This window comes from Shewanella violacea DSS12, assembly GCF_000091325.1.
Lineage (GTDB): Bacteria > Pseudomonadota > Gammaproteobacteria > Enterobacterales > Shewanellaceae > Shewanella > Shewanella violacea.
This window is the reverse complement of record NC_014012.1, coordinates 1793682-1811087: the sequence shown is the minus strand read 5'-3', so window position 1 is coordinate 1811087 and position 17406 is coordinate 1793682. Positions and strand designations below refer to the sequence as shown.

At 44.4% G+C, this 17406-nt stretch carries 17 protein-coding genes; 12 read left to right on the top strand and 5 right to left on the bottom strand.

The features are described from left to right. Nucleotides 1-4: 4 nt before the first annotated feature. From yajC to SVI_RS21690, 4 genes are all read right to left on the bottom strand, one after another. On the bottom strand, nucleotides 5-337 hold the full coding sequence (gene yajC, locus SVI_RS07425) for a preprotein translocase subunit YajC (RefSeq protein WP_013050854.1): 333 nt from the start codon (nucleotides 335-337) through the stop codon (nucleotides 5-7). A gap of 27 nt (nucleotides 338-364) precedes the next feature. Continuing rightward, nucleotides 365-1498, bottom strand: coding sequence for a tRNA guanosine(34) transglycosylase Tgt (gene tgt / locus SVI_RS07420; RefSeq protein WP_013050853.1), 1134 nt, complete (start codon nucleotides 1496-1498; stop codon nucleotides 365-367). 193 nt (nucleotides 1499-1691) lie between these two features. After that, nucleotides 1692-2729: a tRNA preQ1(34) S-adenosylmethionine ribosyltransferase-isomerase QueA gene (gene queA / locus SVI_RS07415; protein ID WP_013050852.1), complete on the bottom strand. Its 1038-nt coding sequence runs from the start codon at nucleotides 2727-2729 to the stop codon at nucleotides 1692-1694. A gap of 64 nt (nucleotides 2730-2793) precedes the next feature. Then, nucleotides 2794-2952, bottom strand: coding sequence for a hypothetical protein (locus SVI_RS21690; RefSeq protein ID WP_013050851.1), 159 nt, complete (start codon nucleotides 2950-2952; stop codon nucleotides 2794-2796). Between the two features lie 165 nt (nucleotides 2953-3117). Between SVI_RS21690 and SVI_RS07410 the strand changes: the two genes are divergently transcribed. Both SVI_RS07410 and SVI_RS07405 read left to right on the top strand, forming a co-directional pair. Beyond that, nucleotides 3118-3711, top strand: coding sequence for an acyl carrier protein phosphodiesterase (locus SVI_RS07410; protein ID WP_013050850.1), 594 nt, complete (start codon nucleotides 3118-3120; stop codon nucleotides 3709-3711). A gap of 142 nt (nucleotides 3712-3853) precedes the next feature. Then, entirely contained in the window at nucleotides 3854-4510 is a 657-nt protein-coding gene (locus SVI_RS07405) for a pseudouridine synthase (RefSeq protein WP_013050849.1), read from the top strand. 127 nt (nucleotides 4511-4637) lie between these two features. Here the strand turns inward: SVI_RS07405 and SVI_RS07400 are convergent, their stop codons facing one another. Continuing rightward, nucleotides 4638-5039 (bottom strand): hypothetical protein, encoded by a 402-nt coding sequence (locus tag SVI_RS07400; RefSeq protein WP_041419773.1) that lies wholly within the window; start codon nucleotides 5037-5039, stop codon nucleotides 4638-4640. A gap of 393 nt (nucleotides 5040-5432) precedes the next feature. Between SVI_RS07400 and SVI_RS07395 the strand changes: the two genes are divergently transcribed. The 10 genes from SVI_RS07395 to SVI_RS07350 all read left to right on the top strand — a co-directional run bounded on the left by SVI_RS07395 (nucleotide 5433) and on the right by SVI_RS07350 (nucleotide 17273). Continuing rightward, nucleotides 5433-6485, top strand: a complete 1053-nt coding sequence (locus tag SVI_RS07395) for an acyltransferase family protein (RefSeq protein WP_013050847.1) — start codon at nucleotides 5433-5435, stop codon at nucleotides 6483-6485. Nucleotides 6486-6583: 98 nt separating this feature from the next. After that, complete coding sequence (locus tag SVI_RS07390) at nucleotides 6584-7864, top strand: glycosyltransferase family 4 protein (protein ID WP_013050846.1); 1281 nt, start codon at nucleotides 6584-6586, stop codon at nucleotides 7862-7864. Beyond that, a complete protein-coding gene (locus SVI_RS07385; RefSeq protein ID WP_013050845.1) occupies nucleotides 7851-9029 on the top strand; it encodes a hypothetical protein in 1179 nt (392 codons plus the stop codon). The genes SVI_RS07390 and SVI_RS07385 overlap by 14 nt, the downstream gene beginning before the upstream one ends. Continuing rightward, complete coding sequence (locus tag SVI_RS07380; RefSeq protein ID WP_013050844.1) at nucleotides 9026-9883, top strand: polysaccharide deacetylase family protein; 858 nt, start codon at nucleotides 9026-9028, stop codon at nucleotides 9881-9883. The genes SVI_RS07385 and SVI_RS07380 overlap by 4 nt, the downstream gene beginning before the upstream one ends. Continuing rightward, nucleotides 9876-10835 (top strand): glycosyltransferase family 2 protein, encoded by a 960-nt coding sequence (locus tag SVI_RS07375; protein ID WP_013050843.1) that lies wholly within the window; start codon nucleotides 9876-9878, stop codon nucleotides 10833-10835. Before SVI_RS07380 ends, SVI_RS07375 begins: the two co-directional genes overlap by 8 nt. A 96-nt stretch (nucleotides 10836-10931) precedes the next feature. Next, nucleotides 10932-12194: a glycosyltransferase family 4 protein gene (locus tag SVI_RS07370; RefSeq protein WP_157608665.1), complete on the top strand. Its 1263-nt coding sequence runs from the start codon at nucleotides 10932-10934 to the stop codon at nucleotides 12192-12194. 67 nt (nucleotides 12195-12261) lie between these two features. Next, complete coding sequence (locus SVI_RS07365; protein WP_231847780.1) at nucleotides 12262-13428, top strand: glycosyltransferase family 4 protein; 1167 nt, start codon at nucleotides 12262-12264, stop codon at nucleotides 13426-13428. A 42-nt stretch (nucleotides 13429-13470) separates the two neighbouring features. Next, nucleotides 13471-14718 (top strand): glycosyltransferase, encoded by a 1248-nt coding sequence (locus SVI_RS07360; protein ID WP_013050840.1) that lies wholly within the window; start codon nucleotides 13471-13473, stop codon nucleotides 14716-14718. Then, nucleotides 14684-15826 carry an alkaline phosphatase family protein gene (locus tag SVI_RS07355; protein WP_013050839.1) on the top strand — a complete coding sequence of 381 codons (1143 nt, stop codon included), beginning with the start codon at nucleotides 14684-14686 and terminating at the stop codon, nucleotides 15824-15826. Before SVI_RS07360 ends, SVI_RS07355 begins: the two co-directional genes overlap by 35 nt. After that, the gene (locus SVI_RS07350) at nucleotides 15810-17273 is read left to right on the top strand and encodes a GumC family protein (protein ID WP_013050838.1); all 1464 of its coding nucleotides are present in this window, start codon (nucleotides 15810-15812) and stop codon (nucleotides 17271-17273) included. The genes SVI_RS07355 and SVI_RS07350 overlap by 17 nt, the downstream gene beginning before the upstream one ends. The last annotated feature ends 133 nt before the right edge of the window (nucleotides 17274-17406 follow it).

Genomic DNA, 17406 nt, shown 5'->3' with positions numbered 1-17406 from the left:
TGGCTTAGATAGACTTAATAGAGCCTTTAGGCAATACTGCCGCGATATAATCCTTCTTGATCGTTATTTCAGATGTTTCATTGATTGCTAGTAGCACGTAATCATTTTCTTCACTGATTTTAGCAATCTTGCCCAAAATACCACCACTAGTTAGAATTTCATCACCTTTACTTAATGAACCCATTAAGTTTTTGTGCTCTTTTACACGCTTAGACTGCGGACGGAAGATCATGAAATAAAAGATCAGACCAAAGATGACCAGCATGAAAATAAGTTCCATGGTGCCACCCGCCCCTGTCGTTGGAGCATCGGCTGCAAACGCGCTTGAAATAAACATAATATTCTCTTCTAGTTAGTATAAAAATTAATCGGTTAATTTTGGAACTTCGGGAACTTCACGACCTTGATTGGCATAGAACTCTTCAACGAAGCTGTCTAATGTACCTGTCTCGATCGCACCGCGCAAACCTTCCATTAACCTTTGGTAATACCTGAGGTTATGAATGGTGTTTAAACGAGCACCTAAAATTTCATTACAACGGTCTAAATGGTAAAGATATGCCCGTGAATAGTTCTTACAGGTATAACAATCACATGTAGCATCGAGTGTGGCTGTATCATCGCGATGACGCGCATTGCGGATCTTAATCACACCTTCTGGGGTAAACAGATGGCCGTTTCTTGCATTACGCGTAGGCATGACACAATCGAACATGTCGACACCACGACGTACACCTTCAACCAGATCTTCTGGCTTACCGACTCCCATTAAGTAACGCGGTTTATCGGCAGGAATTTGAGGACAGACATGCTCCAAAATACGGTGCATGTCTTCTTTAGGTTCACCGACGGCCAAACCGCCAACGGCATAACCATCAAAACCTATATCGACTAATCCTTGTAAGCTTTCATCACGCAGGTCTTCATAGACGCCGCCTTGAATAATGCCAAACAGGGAGTTAGGGTTTTCTAGTTTATCGAATTCATCACGTGAACGTTGAGCCCAACGTAGTGACATCTGCATCGATTTACGTGCTTCATCCTCAGTCGCTGGATAGGGTGTACATTCATCGAAAATCATCACCACATCACTGCCCAGAGAATTCTGTATCTGTATCGACTTTTCCGGGTCTAGAAAAATCTTCTCACCATTAATGGGTGAACGGAAATGCACACCTGCTTCGGTGATCTTACGGATATCACCTAAACTGAATACCTGAAATCCACCAGAGTCGGTTAAAATCGGACGTTGCCAGTTCATAAAGTCATGAAGATCGCCATGTTTACGCATGATCTCTTCACCCGGGCGTAGCCACAGGTGGAATGTATTCCCCAGCAGGATATCGGCGCCACTCTCTCGCACCTCTTCTGGTGTCATACTTTTTACTGTGCCATAAGTGCCCACTGGCATGAATGCCGGTGTTTCTACTGTGCCACGGTCAAAAATCAAACGTCCGCGTCTAGCACGTCCATCGGTTGTATCTAATTCAAATTTCATGATTTTACCTCGCCAGATAAACAGTCTGACTCACAATTGCCCGTACCTAGAAAATAATCGGTACAAGCTAACATTAAAACTAGAGATAAGGGCAAACAACTGAGTATCAACCCTTATCCTCAAAATATTCAAAATAAAGCAGAAAAAATACCCACCTCATCTGTGGGTGGGTATTTTAAAGCAATTTTCGGGATTAGTTCGCTTTTTTAGTCACAAACATGGCATCGCCATAGCTAAAGAAGCGGTATTTTTGAGCGATTGCGTGTTGATAGGCGTTTTTTACCTCATCGAAGCCTGCAAAGGCACTGAGTAGCATGATTAAAGTCGACTCTGGCAGATGGAAATTTGTCACCATGGCATCGACCACCTGAAACTTATATCCTGGATAGATAAAGATATCCGTGTCACTGCAAAATGCTTCCAGTGCTCCCTCGCTCGCCTTAGCTGCACTCTCTAAAGAACGAACAGATGTGGTGCCGACGGCAATAACGCGTTTTCCGTTTGCTTTAGTTTGTATGACTTTGTCGACAACATCTTGAGAAACCTCGGCCCACTCAGAATGCATCTTATGCTCGAGAATATTATCAACTTTTACAGGCTGGAAGGTTCCCGCACCCACATGCAAGGTGACGAAAGCCGTATCAACCCCCTTATCGGCTAATGCTTGTAAAATAGCATCATCGAAGTGTAATCCTGCCGTTGGGGCGGCTACAGCCCCAGGAGTCTTATTATAAACGGTCTGATAACGCTCTTTGTCTGCGTCTTCATCGGGACGATCGATATAAGGTGGCAAAGGCATATGCCCTACCTCTTCGAGTACTTCGAGTATGGTTTTATCCGACACCAACTTGAGTTCAAACAAGGCATCATGACGGGCAAGCATGATCATCTCATAGCCACCATCTAAACAAACAATCGAATCAACTTTAGGAGATTTAGAACATCGGACGTGAGCCAAGATGCTTTTATCATCGAGTATACGCTCGACTAATAATTCCAACTTGCCACCGGTCTGCTTCTTGCCAAACAGTCGCGCCGGGATCACTCGGGTGTTATTGAACACCATTAGATCGCCAGGATTGACCATATTAAGAATATCGGTGAATTGTTTGTCTGTGACCTGACCTGTATTACCCTCTAATGAGAGTAGTCTTGAAGAGGTACGTTCTGGGGTAGGATAGCGAGCAATCAGCTCGTTGGGTAGTTCGAATGAAAAATCAGTCACACGCATGGTTAGTCTCTGCTTAGCATAAATCCGGCGCTAGTCTATTAACAGAGACAGATAAGATCAAGGATCAGTTACTGCTTTTACCATTTTCTAGGGTGCTGGGCTGCTCATCAATAGCAAAATCTTCCTTTCGGTAACTATGCTGCTCGTAGGGAATATCTATTTGTACACGCTTGCGCTGTATTTGTTCTTTCTTGGGAAACACTTTAGAAAACCAGTTCCACATCGTCCTTGATCCTTAAACCGATAATTGATGATAATACAAGCAAAAAGATGCATATCCTTAAGAAGTCACTTTAAAACCAATTTAAATTGGATAAAAACTATCTAAGCATCTAAACCCATGATAACGTAAAATTTGTGTTATAACCAAGAAAATTAACAGAACGTCATGAACTTCCTTGCCCACCTACATCTTGCCGATAACAGTAAAACCAGTCTAGCGGCAAATCTTGCCGGCGATTTTGCCAAAGGCAATATCGACAATTACCCTAAACACCTACAGCAAGGAATTTGGTTACATAGACAAATAGACCAGCTCACTGACAGCCACGAACTGACTAAGGACTTAATCGCTAAGTTTCCCAAAAGTTTAACCAGAGCCGCGCCTATTATTGTCGATCTAGCTTTCGACCATATGTTGGCTAAGTATTGGGAAGAGTATCATCACCTCACTCTTCGACAATTTGCCGGAAATGCTTACGATGCCTTAGATGCATGTGAACAATTACCAGAAAAGCTCAAACTACTTGCTCCTAGGATCCGCAGCGAAAACTGGCTTGAGGCATATAAAAGTAAGAAAGGTCTCCACCAAACCATTCATTCTGTCGCTAAGCGGATCTCTAAACCGGAAATATTCCAAGGTGCTACCCAAGCGGTCGATAAGCTGGATATAGAGATAGAGATTGCTTTTAGAACATTCTATCCACAGCTGATGGCCTACAGCCGAATTTGGGCTCGTAAGACACCCGCAGAATATTTATAACTGATTTTAGGGCTTTAGGGCTTTAGGGCTTTAGGGCTTTAGGGCTTTAGGGCTTTAGCATTATAAACTCCACGAGAAAATCAGGCTTAATAATTCTCAACAGGATCGCTTTTTGCTAGAATTCGCCGCTACAGGAGAACTCATGCAAATATTCACTTACGCTCCCCCTTCGGTCCCTTGGTTAGATATACGCTATCAAGACCGGGATATACTGGTTATCAACAAACCTTCGGGTCTACTGTCCAATCCTGGTCGTGCAGCCAATACCTACGATTGCGCGCTTACTCGTTTACTTCAGAGATACCCTGAAATAATACTGGTACACCGTCTAGACTGTGCGACTTCTGGCATTATGGTTTTTGCCTTAAATAAGAAGGCAGAGTCTAATATCAAGACCCAATTTCAGAACAGAATGAGTAAAAAAACCTACATTGCTGAGGTTCTCGGACAATTGAATCAAGATCAAGGAGTGATCGATTTGGCAATGAAAGCAGATAAAATCCGGCCTCCACTGCAAGAGATTGCCGAAGATGGCAAAGTATCTAAGACCTATTACAAGGTGTTGGAGCGCAGAGAAACCAGTACCTTAGTAGAGTTAAAGCCGGTTACTGGAAGAACACATCAGCTCAGATTACACATGCTAGCTTTAGGTCATCCAATACTAGGTGATGAATTTTATGGTGATGCAGATGTGATAGCGGCATCTAACAGACTGAAATTACATGCAATGTCATTGACCATAGCTCATCCTTTTTCAGGTAAAGAGATGACATTTAAGAGTTTTCACCCTTTTCAGTAGGTCTAGATACTACTAATAGCTATAAGATGGGCAGTACCCAGATTAGACTTGGCTATCAGAGACATAAATGTAAGCCCTTCACATTTATGTCCTCTCAGGTTTTATTGCCCATTTATTTGCAATCTACTTATGCAGCTTTAGCGGTATAGAAGCATTCACTGGAATTACAAAATTGCAGTGAATTATCATCAGATAATAAGAAATACTCGCCGAAGAAATTTCCCCCCTCATCTTCGAGTTTTAAGCCTGCATCAGTTTCTATACACATCATGACATCCAAGCTATGGCAACCATCGCTTGACCAGATCTCTAAGTAAATATTGTCAGTCTGTCTATACAAGATTAGCTTGTCAGTGCTGCCATTACGTTCATCGAGCCAGCGACCGATTACTTCACGCCCATCTGAATCTTTATCTTGCCAACCTAAGCGTTTTCGCTTATCTACTACTGACATTTCAATCACCTTGAGTAATTCTCTGCATTCTGTAGGGCGATCTGGGTATTGTATGATTTCATCCATTGAGCTCATGTTCAATTAACTCCATTGAAACTAGACATGTTAATGACCTGTGTACATCCTGAGTTAAACTGATATTAAATAATTACAATCTACTTAAACTCAGTTTAGCTTAACAAGTGTATAAAAGTGTAACCCATCTACATTATAAAAATGCGATCTTAATCACTTTTCATGCATAATATTAGCGAATGTTTATCTAGCAGGTTATTCATTCAATTTTATGTATCTAGACCTACATAATAGGAATGACAAAGAGAAGAAGTGAGCTGCGAGATACTCACCCAATAAACACTTTTAGACTACACTTGCTCATAAATAGCCCTTCGTTAGAACCATTAGCACCCTAAACTGACATCTGCTTCCTAATACAAAGCGGTTATCAAGCATAAGAGAGGCGGTCCAATGACTTATACTCATTACCTAAATCAAAAAAGGTACTTATGCCTAGATGGTTTAAGGTGCCTGAGTATCCTGGCCGTCATTTGGCATCATGCAGGCTATCCCTATTGGGATCAGCTACGACTCGCGAGTCAGGGATTTCACGGAGTGACTCTTTTTTTTGTGATCAGCGGATTCTTAATCACCTCTTTGCTCCTTAAAGAGAAAAGAAATAATGGTAAGATCGATCTTAAGCAGTTTTATATCCGCAGAACCCTGCGTATTTTCCCCCTTTATTATGCTGTATTACTCGTTTATATTTGTCTGGTGCTCGTTCTTGAGCCAGAAACCAGGGCGGGAACCGCTTTTCTGGATAATCTCAAATATTTTGCCACCTACACGTCCAATGTGTTTGTTCCTTTTGTTGCAGAAGAACGGATCATCTTCTTCTTCGCCTGGTCTCTGGCTGCAGAAGAGCAGTTCTATCTTATCTGGCCAAGCATAGAACGTATGCTCGCACCCAGCACATCAATCCCCATGCTGATTCTGATTATTCTCGCCAGTCTTATTTTGCAATACGCAGGTATAAACGGCGATCATATCTATTTAAGAGTGTTAGAAGTCATTGCCATTCCTATCTGTATTGGTGTTGTACTCGCACACACATTAGCCAACAAGAAGAGTTATCAGATTATATCTCTGGTCATTACCAGACCCGAGTCCAGCATTATATTTCTCACCGCCACCATTACATCACTGGCTATAGAGGGAGTACCATTAATACTGGTGTATATTTTGATGGCATTATTAATCGCTTCCTGTGTCACTTGCACCCGACCTATGATTTATCCCCTATTCGAAAATAGACTGGTTAAAAAAATCGGACAGATTAGCTATGGTATGTACCTGCTACATATGTTGGCATATAACCTTGTAGCCAAATGTGTGGCTCATTTTGGTATAGATTATTGGCCAGTGACGTTTTCTGCGACGATTATTCTCACCACCTTGCTCGGGTTAAGCAGTTTTCACTTATTCGAACAGCACTTCTTGAAAATGAAAAGAAATTTCAGCTGAAAAATCTATCCAGATAAATCAAGTTGACCCTGGAACCTCTTATTCTGGCAAGGTCCATGCAATAACCCAGTATCCCTAAATCAAAAAGGATGCCTGGTATGCAAAAGGCACATTCTGCAGTCACTCACTCGCATAGTCGTATGCAAAATACAAATACCCACACATTACATATTGTCTGGGTAAATAAACATGCCGACTTCATTGGGGGGGCAGAAAGGTATATCTACGATACTGTGAAGGCTTTAGCGGAAAAAGGAATAAAATCAACCTTACTATATCAATTAGATGGAGAAATTCATCCCAGATTTACCCATGTCTTTAATAGTGCCTACCCCATCACTAAGCTCAGTGAGCAATTAAATCATCACAGCCCCAATATTATCTACCTTCATCAACTAGACCAGATACAAGACATAGACACTTGTGTGCAGAGTGGTATTCCCAGCATTCGCTTTTTTCATGACCATAAGCTCTTCTGCCTAAGAGAGCATAAATACACCACCATAGGCCATAACACTTGTCAGCGAAAAACAGGCCCAGGCTGCTATGTCTGTTTAGGTTTCATTGGTCGCAACAGCCAACATAAATTAACGGTAAATCGGCTGGGAAATTTAGTTGCACAACAAAATAGTAATCGAAACTTAGCCGGGTTTATTGTTGGATCCGAATATATGTCTCGGGTGTTGATACAACACCAATTCGAGCTTGATAAGACCCATGTGATCCCATTATTCACCAGTTCCAATACTTCAGTTATCAAGCTGTCTCAGCCCAGACACTCGAGTCAGTTACTCTATGTAGGCGCTCTGGTACGGGGAAAAGGAGTCGATGTCTTACTGCGGGCTATGGCTAGCTTGAATATGGAAGTTAATTTACTCATCTGTGGAGATGGCCCTCAAAGAGATGAGTTACAACGACTCAGTCAGACACTTGGAATTGATCATCTAGTGAAGTTTAAGGGCTACTGTCGCTCAGGTACATTGACCAAACTCTACCAACAAGCTTCGGCCTTGATCATCCCTTCTCGCTCGCCTGAAACATTTTGTTTGGCCGGCATTGAGGCTCTTTCCCACGCCTGCCCCGTTATCGCCACCAGTGTAGGCGGGATTCCTGAGTGGTTACAAGATGGGATAAACGGCAGGCTGGTCGATAGCAACAACATCTTAGCTCTCGGCGGCGCCATTCGGGACCTACTCCAGCACCCTGACACGACCCAGAGAAATGCTGCACTTGCTCAGCAACGCATAGTGCAGCAATACACCATAGATAGGCATACACACCAGCTTATCCAGGTTTTTAAGCATCTGCTTAAAGAAAATTTGAATCAAGCCATGACAGCCACTCCAATGGCTGGGGGAGACAGGCATGCTAACCATTAACAATGTCACCCTGCTACAGGATCCAGCGGCTGAATCCATTTGCCAACATATCCTAGAACATGTGTGCGACACCATAATGGAATTTTTCAATAAAGACCAAGTTTGTGCATTAGTCCTATTAGGCGGTTATGGCCGTGGTGAAGGAGGGCTCATTCCACACCCTGTTAGTGGACAACTTTATCCCCACAATAATTTCGACCTACTACTGATCCTAAACAGGCATAACAACACAGACCCTAGACTAGAGCAGTCAATCAATCAGGCATTACAAGCTATTCGTCACCAGGCTGATTTAGGCATTGATCTCTCTTTTACCACGGTCCATAAGATGAAAAAGTCGGCATGCAGGGTTATTTGGTATGACATGCGACACGGTCACCGGACCTTGTTGGGAGACCCGGATTTCGTGCCATCATTAACCCAACATACCTTAGATAATATCCCAGCTTGGGATGTACGAAACTTATTGATTAATCGGGGAGCACTGCTGTTGATAAATCGCTTCTTGTTAGCACAAAGCCAACCCGAACGGTATAGGTCCACCGTCATTAAGCACACCATGAAAGCAATCATAGGCTACGGGGATGCACTCTTATTCTCACGAGGTAGATATCATTGGTCTTATGCCGAAAAACAACAACGTATGGCAAATGAACACGCCATAGACCCAAAATTCAAACAACTCTATCTTCAGGCTATGAGTTTTCGTTTTACCCCAAGTTATAGTCGGTTTAAGGATATTAACCTGGCAAATTGGAACGAAACCATAATAACAGCCTTACAGCCAATTCATCTTAGCTGTGAGCGAAAGCGTCTGAACAAGCCTGAGCTCACCTGGACAAGCTACCTTAAATCCGCAGCAGACGATGCCTTCTGGCATAGCGAGGATAAGTTTAAAAATCTTGTGAAGCGGCTTTGGGGGCTAAGCACCGCCGGATATCCCATCATAGAAGGACCTTCCCCTTGGACTTATCAGGCATTGACCCAAGTGGAGAAACTGCCATTGTGCTTTCCTTATGTGCTCTATCGACAAGAGCCGCTAACAGAATATTCTCCCGATCCCATAACCCGACATTACCTTAAAAACTGGCAGGACTTTATGGACGTCAATCTGGGTAACCTACTTGACGGCTATGGCTTATCTTTAGAGGACGCCAATATATGATTTATCTAAGCGCGGATATTCATCACGCCAGTTTGCATACGGGCAACCAGCAGCACTGTGATATTTCAGAGCTAAACACCGCCAAGTTATTTCTCAAGCGTATCGAACAGGCCCAGGTCAAGTTAACCTGTTTTGTCACTGGTCGTTGTTTCCTTGAAGAATGGGCCGACACCCAAGTGCTATGTCAAAGCGACTGGGTCGACATTGGCGGTCATACTTGGAGTGGCTTTACTCCACAAATCTGGCACCGCATCTGTAACAAACTTTTAGCTAGCTATAACGGCCCCTATTGGTACCAGTATTTAGATACCCTAAGCACCATAAAGATCATCGAGAGCAAAACTGGAAAGCGGATCACCTGTTGGCGCAATCATATGTATATGCACGGTCCACATACAGACAAGATTTTAAGCCATCTCGGGATCAAGCTTTGCTCCGATGGGGTAAAACGAGATAATTTCCAGCCCTTGCCATCCAAATATGGGGTTTACAATTACCCTATCAACATCATTCCCGACCATGAACACCTCTACCACGCAGAGCGCAGTCCTCAGTGGGTCGAGCACTGGCAAAAGCGTTATTCATGGTCCGATGATTTTGGTAGTGAAAGCTATTATATCCAGGAGTGGACCGAACTTGTGTTACACCAACTAAAAACCTGTGAGGCCCAAGGGCGCGATGCCAATATATTGATCCACCCCATCACCATGTACTTGTGTGACAAATTTCAATGCTTCGACAAGATACTCGACTACATAAGTACCAGAGAGACGGCCTGGCTATGTGAAGCCATCCCGGCCTCTCAATCCTCACCAGCCTATATAAAGGATACAGAGGACACTTCTCATGCATGAATCAACCCCGATAGCGCAAGATAAAGCCAAGCTAACCCTACAAACCCCTGATTTTAACAAGGCCAAAGTCGCCATCATCATGCGCTCAAAAAATTCTGCTTGGGTCATTGCCAATACACTTGCAGCACTTGCCTCCCAAGAGCATCAGCATTATGACTTGATCCTAGTAGATTCAGGATCGACTGATGGGACTCTGGAGATTGCCAGTTTCTATGATTGCCAACTTATCCAGATTGAACCAGAAGATTACTACCCAGGTAAGGTGCTCAATCAGGCCATTGAACAAACCCAAGCTGACATAGTTGTTTTTTTAAACTCTGACGCCGTATTACTCAGAGACGACTCACTCTCGAATCTACTGGACGCATTTGATGATCCCGACACAGTCGCGGCCTTTGGTCGCCAAATTCCCCGCCCCGAGGCTCATCTATGGGTGAGACGCGATTACGCCACCAGCTTTCCCGCATCCAATAAAGCGCCCTCCTGGATAACCCTGTCATTACCCTTTGCCGCCATTCGGCGCCAATATTGGCAGCAACATCCTTTCTACCTCGATGCTTGGGCATCTGAAGATACTGAGTGGGGCCACTGGGCTCGAACGAATGAATACAAGCTCGCCTATGTTCCCAAAGCCCTAGTCATGCATTCTCATAATTACAGCTTAAAACAGCTTTACGGTCGACGTTTTGTGGAAGGAGAAGCCGATGCCTTTATCTATCACAAGAGTAATAAACTTATCCAGGCCATCGCCAGCTTTAGCAAAGGTTTGCTTCGAGACTGTTACCACCACATCATCTCGAGGGACATAGCAGGACTTATCGCCACTCCCTGTCGACTGTTTGTCTACCACTGGGCCTATTATATTGGTTTGCGCTGGGGGAATACCCGGGTTCGCCAGCAGATAAAAAACAACCAGGCAGGACAACGTGCTGTGTTATCCCGTTACCAGTAATCGTATATCTGTTCACACATCATAGTGAGCTGCACTTTATGAAAACTAGCTCCTTGCAGCACTTTAGCTTCAGCGAAATGGATTAAGGGACCCTATATGCAAAATCGTGACAAGTACCCTATCGCTCAGGTCATGCGTCGATTCCATATGAAAGACTGGGGAGGAATGGAAGGTGCTGTATGGAATACCAGCTTAGGTTTACAGCAACACCACCAGATAAAAAGCCATATTCTATGTACACAAGCACTCAACCGAATCCCAGCCGAGATGATTGAGAATATTCCCATCGAGCGTTTTCGCTACTACTACCCTTATCTGGGCTTGACCAAGGAAAAGAAGCTAAAATTGGATAAGAAAGGCGGTAATCCCTATTCTTTCTCCCTTAGCCAAAGGTTATTGAAAGGTGAATTCCGTTTATATCATTGCCATACAATGCAACGTATGGCAGCTATGGTGCGCTATGCAGCCAAGCGTCGTGGATTACCCTATGTTATCTCCTTACACGGCGGTCAATTTGCAGTACCTAGGACCGAAATAGACAGCCTGATAAAACCGCTAAAAAACACCCTCAATGCCGGTAAGGCTATCGATCTACTGCTTCAACCACAGAAGGTTCTGGCCGATGCCAGTGGCATCATCTGCATTGGCTACAATGAATACCTTGAAACCCGACTGCGTTTTCCCGATAAGCCGGTCATTTACTTACCAAATGGGGTCAACTCCCGCTATTTTTCAACCCCTGTCACCTTGGATGTACGCCAACATCTGCATATACCCAAGAGCCGACAGTTACTGCTATCGGTCGGGCGCATCGACAGTCAGAAAAATCAGTTGATGCTTATCGACTTACTCAATCGACTGCATGCCAGCGGGGATGATCAGTATCAATTGATATTGGCTGGCCCGGTGATCCAATCAAGCTATCTGAGTCTATTACTCAGTAGAATCGAACGCTATAAACTGCAGGCTTATGTCACCATCATCCCAGGCATAGAACCCGATAACCAGTTACTACCGGCACTATATCAGCAGTCCAGCTGCTTCTTACTCGCTTCCACTCATGAGCCTTTTGGCATTGTGGTATTGGAAGCATGGAGTGCCGGTTTACCTGTCGTTGCCAGTCGTATCGGCAGCTTAGTTCACCTGATCAGGCACAATGATGATGGCTTACTTTTTAATCCAGATAACCTGGATTCACTCCAAGCCAACGTCAGTAAAATATTAAACTCAGTATCCTTTGCAAATCGCCTGATAAAAAGCGGGCTTGCTCGAGTTGACAGCGAATACTGCTGGTCCCGAGTTGTCTCCCGTTTACAGGCATTTTATCGAACCGTAGAGGACTGGCATTACAGCCGCTAGCAAAGATACAGGGCAAGATCTCTGTCAACTGACTCTATATTTAGGCTATTTCAAAAGAGGAATGAATATGCATCTTCTATTTAGTGCTTGCGGCTTCGATCACGGACAATCAGGGATATCGCAATATATGCAAAACGTCGCGATAGAGTTGCTCAAGTTGCATCATGTTACTGTGCTAATCAATAACAGCGATCGTAAATATTGGCCCATTGTGCACCCCAGGCAAGAAATCGTGGTACTGCCCAAGTTTTTAAACCACCCCATGGCAAATATGGTTTATCACACCTGGTTACTGCCTCATTGGGTCAAGCAGCAACTAAAAACCACCGATTTTGATGCCCTTATCCTGCCCGCAGCGAACCGCCGTGTATTGAGTCATTATCCCTTGCCTACAATCGCCACCATTCACGATTTGTCCCAATGTCATATCGCTAACAAGTACGACTTTCTGCGTATGCACTACATTCGCCATCTGGTCCCTAAATTCCTACAACCCAGAGTGAGTCCCTATCGCCCTCACTTAGTCGCCGTGAGTGACAATACCCGTAAGGATATGGAAAGGTTTCTGCATATCCCGGCCTGTAATATCAGTGTGCTTCACAATGGTTACGATAAAATTCAGTTCAATGAGCAACCGCCTCAAGATCACGCCCAGCGATTAAAGCGCCTCAATCTAAAAGCCAATTACCTCTTATATGTCTCACGTATCGAGCATCCGGGTAAGAACCATATCGGTCTCATTCAAGCCTATGAAAAGCTCCCTGCCAACATACGTCACAAACATCCTCTGGTGTTTGTCGGTAGCGCCTGGTCTGGTGCTAAATTGGTTTTTAAACGAATAGCCGACTCACCGGCGGCCGACACGATTAAGGTGCTGGGGTTCGTAGATTCCAGTGATCTTCCTAGCCTATATCACGGAGCTGCAACGACAGTTATGCCCTCGCTTTATGAAGGATTCGGGCTTCCCCTGGTGGAGGCCATGGCTTGTGCAACACCTGTGACCTGCTCTAACCGGGGTGCTATGCCCGAGGTTGTGGGGAGAGCGGCCCTTTGTTTCGACCCGGAAAACCCAAGCAGCATAGCTCAATGTCTGGGAAAGATACTCACACAACCGTCTTTAAAGCAGCAGTTGATCCAGCTTGGACTCGAACGGGTAAAAGCCTTTGATTGGGGTTTTCACGCCAATCAATTACTCAGCACATTAAGCAGCCGACATGGAAAAATAAACACTTAAGCATTTAAACGGACTCAAGATTATCGAGACAAGGAAATCAGTATGAAAATACTCTTTGTAACGCCTTATATTCCCTATCCGCTCAATTGCGGAACACACCAACGTGTGTTTAATCTACTTAAGGCTATCTGCAACGAGCATGAAGTCATCTTGTTTAGCCTCACCCATAACGACGAAGAAGTCACCAGAGGCAATGAATTACGGTCAGTCTTACCTTTAGACCAACTCTACACTCGGCCCATAAGATTGAAACCCTGGCGGTCCTTGTCTGAGCGATTATTTGACCCTACACCCGATACCATGCACCGCTGGTTTGACACTGAAGCCTGTCATGCACTCCAGGAGCTGATCCAATCTAACGCATTTGAACTGGTGCATTGTATTGACACCTGTATGACCCAATATTTTCAAGTCATAGACTGCCAATGCCCGTTAGTTAACGACCATAGTCGGGTCGATAGCGAATTTCAATTGGAGCAACTGCCTTACTTATCAGGTTGGAAACGACGTCTGTCCGCCATCGAGAATATCCTTAAAACCCGCGTATTTGAAAGGCGACTCAATACTCGATTCCCGCTACATGTAGTGTGTTCGACGGAAGATAAGAACTATCTGCTACGACACCTACAAGCGACTCCCCCTCCTTTGGTATTAGAGAATGGTTTCGACAGGCATTATTTTCATCCACAACAGAAACCCGTTAATAGCCATCCAACCTTAGTCTTTACCGGCACCATGGACTACCCACCTAATGTGGATGGCATGCGCTGGTTTATGCAGAAAATATGGCCGCTGATATTAGCTAAGCTCCCTAACGCCAAATTACTTATCGTAGGTACCAGACCAACGGCTGAAGTCTACAGTTGGCAGGATGGTGAGCGAGTCGTAGTGACAGGTGAAGTGCCTGATATTCGTCCCTATTACGCCATGGCTGACGTCTATATTTGTCCCCTTCGTATCGGCGGTGGTACACGATTAAAACTGGTGGAAGCCCTAGCCATGGAGCGACCTGTAGTCAGTACTCGGGTGGGGGCACAAGGCTTGGCATTATGCGATCAACAACATATTTGCTACGCCGACAATGCCTCCCAATTTGCGAATAGTATTTTTAAAACCTTAGAGGACTTAAGGTTCTCACTCAAAATATCGACTCAAGGCGCTGAGTTTGTTAGAGAAAATTATAACTGGGAACATTTGGCACGACGATTGAGTAGGTATTATCAGGAGAATTCCAACAAGATCTGGAGCAAAGCCCATGAAGAAGAAACTGACTCTTTTTACATTTATTGATGCATTTGGCTGGGAGATATATCAGCGCTATGGATTTCTTGAAGGGATAATTCAAGATGCACATCCACTACAAACTACCTTTGGCTTTTCATCTGGAGCCGACCCTTCCATCCTCACGGGGCGCTTTCCTGACGAACACACTCACTGGTCATGCTTTAACTACAACCCAGAAGCATCCCCATTTAAAGCCTTCAAGTATCTGGCACTGCTACCAAGTTCAATTTTCGACCGTGGCCGCGTACGCCACTGGTTGAGTAAGGCCATGGCCAAGGTATACGGCTACACTGGCTATTTTGAGATGTATTCGGTGCCTTTTGCCCATCTGCCCTATTTTGATTATCTGGAAAAGCGCGACTATTTCGTCCCCGGTGGCATCTTGGCCACAGATACCATATTCGACTGGTGTGTAGACAAAAAAATTCCTTATTACTGTTCGAATTGGCGTCATAGTGAACAAGAGATCTTGGCAAGTAATCGCCATGAAATCGAAAAAGGTGAGAGCCGATTTAACTATGTCTATCTGCCCAGACTCGATGGCATCATGCACCAACATGGTACCAAGCACCCCGCAGTTAAAAAGCACATAGCTTGGTTAGACCAGCAAATACGCTCCCTGTATGAACTGGCACAAGGCCAATACGATGAAGTGGCACTTTACATCATCTCCGACCACGGCATGAAAGACGTCACCGGTGATATCGACCTCATCCCTTCTATAAAGGCGACCGGACTTGAGTACGGTAAAGACTATGTCGCCATGTACGACTCCACCATGGCACGATTTTGGTTTATCACCCTGAATGCTGAAACCATCATTCGCAAAGTCCTCGAAGAACAAGACCACGGCACTATCGTAGAAGACGATGAATTGAAGCAGATGCATGTCTATTTCGACGACCATAGATTTGGAGAACTGATGTTTTTAATGGAGCCAGGTATGTTGATAACCCCATGTTACATGGGACTTAAATCCATTCCTGGAATGCATGGCTATCACCCAGGAGACAAGGATTCATATGCCATGATAGCCGCCAATAAACCCATTAAAGCCAAAGTAGAAAGTATCACTGATATTCGCGGGATAATCGAGTATGAGCTTGGTATCTGAATTCTCTACAGCAGATGACGATCAAACAGAAACCAATGGTCTGAATATTGACTTGAGCCTGCTTTGGTCGCAACTGAAAGGCAAAATATGGTTGCCATTTATGGTCGCCATATTGTGTGCTGCCTTAGCCTTTCTCATGGCCAAAACATTCATTCAAGACAGTTGGAAAGCCAACACCATCATTATTCGCCATCAGAAAAACATGTCATCACAAGCGGACATCCCTTACCTGTATCTGCAAATTGACTTCAATACCATAATGCAAACAATATTGGTCAGGGACCATCTGCTGAGGGTCATCGAACAACTGGAGCTGTCACTCACTCCCCAAGACTTATACGACAGCATAGACATCAGTCGAGGTAATCGTTCTGATATTATCAACATCACCGCCACCTGGCAGCAGCCAGAAATGGCGGTCAAGGTGTCGAACACCGTCAGTGCAGTATTTCTTGAGTCCTATTCAAGCGTACAGAACTCAGCAGCACGAAAAGTAAATAGTTACTTCCTCAAGGAACTTTCTACCAGCCGAGAAGCACTCATTACAGCGCAACAAGCGGAAGCAAATTTCAGACAAAAGCACAATTTAGTGTCATTTAATGAACAGATGATATCTAACTATCATAAAATACAGACTCTGGAAATTAAATACATTGAAAGCCAAGTTTCCACCAGCGAAAAAAGAGCCAAGCTGAAGGCGACTATTTCAAAGCTCGCCACCATACCCAAGGAGATCCCCCTGGAAACTGTGGTTGCAGGTGCCGCTCTGAGCCGTATTAGTGAACTGCGTGAGACACTACAACTACTAAAACTCAGATATACCTCCCAGAATCCCAAAGTCATGGCAATGGAACAGAAAATAGCCTCCTTTCAAACTAATGCTGATGACAAGGTGCTCACTAGCCAGACAGATACTAAGATCTATGGCCAAAACCCCCTCTACCTGGAACTTGAATTGGAGAAGATTCATTATGAGTTTGACCTCTATGTCTCAGATCAGGCATTAGCCGATTATCGCCTAGCCATCAATAATACCAAAGACAGCCTGTTACGCTTAAATGGACTAAGACAGGACTACCAACGTCATAGAGATCAGATGATTGAATATCGTAACCTGGTCAGCACGTTGGAAGGCCGAGTCACCGACTCGAAACTCGCCCTCGAATCGAATATCAGTGACTTTGAAATCATCGAAGATGCACTTCCTCCCAAGTACCCTGAGCGCTCATATCGAAAACTCATTGCTGGTGCAGCCGGTGCCTTAGGTTTTACCATTAGCACCTTGGTTCTGCTTGCTAGAGTTGTTTTTGACCCGAGTGTGAAGACACGTAATGACATAGACCCGACACGTTTAATCGGTATTCTTCCCGATAAAGATACCGTCGAAGACTGCCACTATTCAGCGCGTTTCAGGGTTTCTTCTGTATCTAGAGCAACTAATAAGTGAGACTAACCAGCAAAGTAAACTGATCACCTTAAGTGGCACCCACGAGCACGAAGGTAAATCCACTATAGCCAATGCCCTTACCGAACTTTATCTGCATCAGGGAAAGCGAGTCCTGTATATAGAGTCTGTCGAA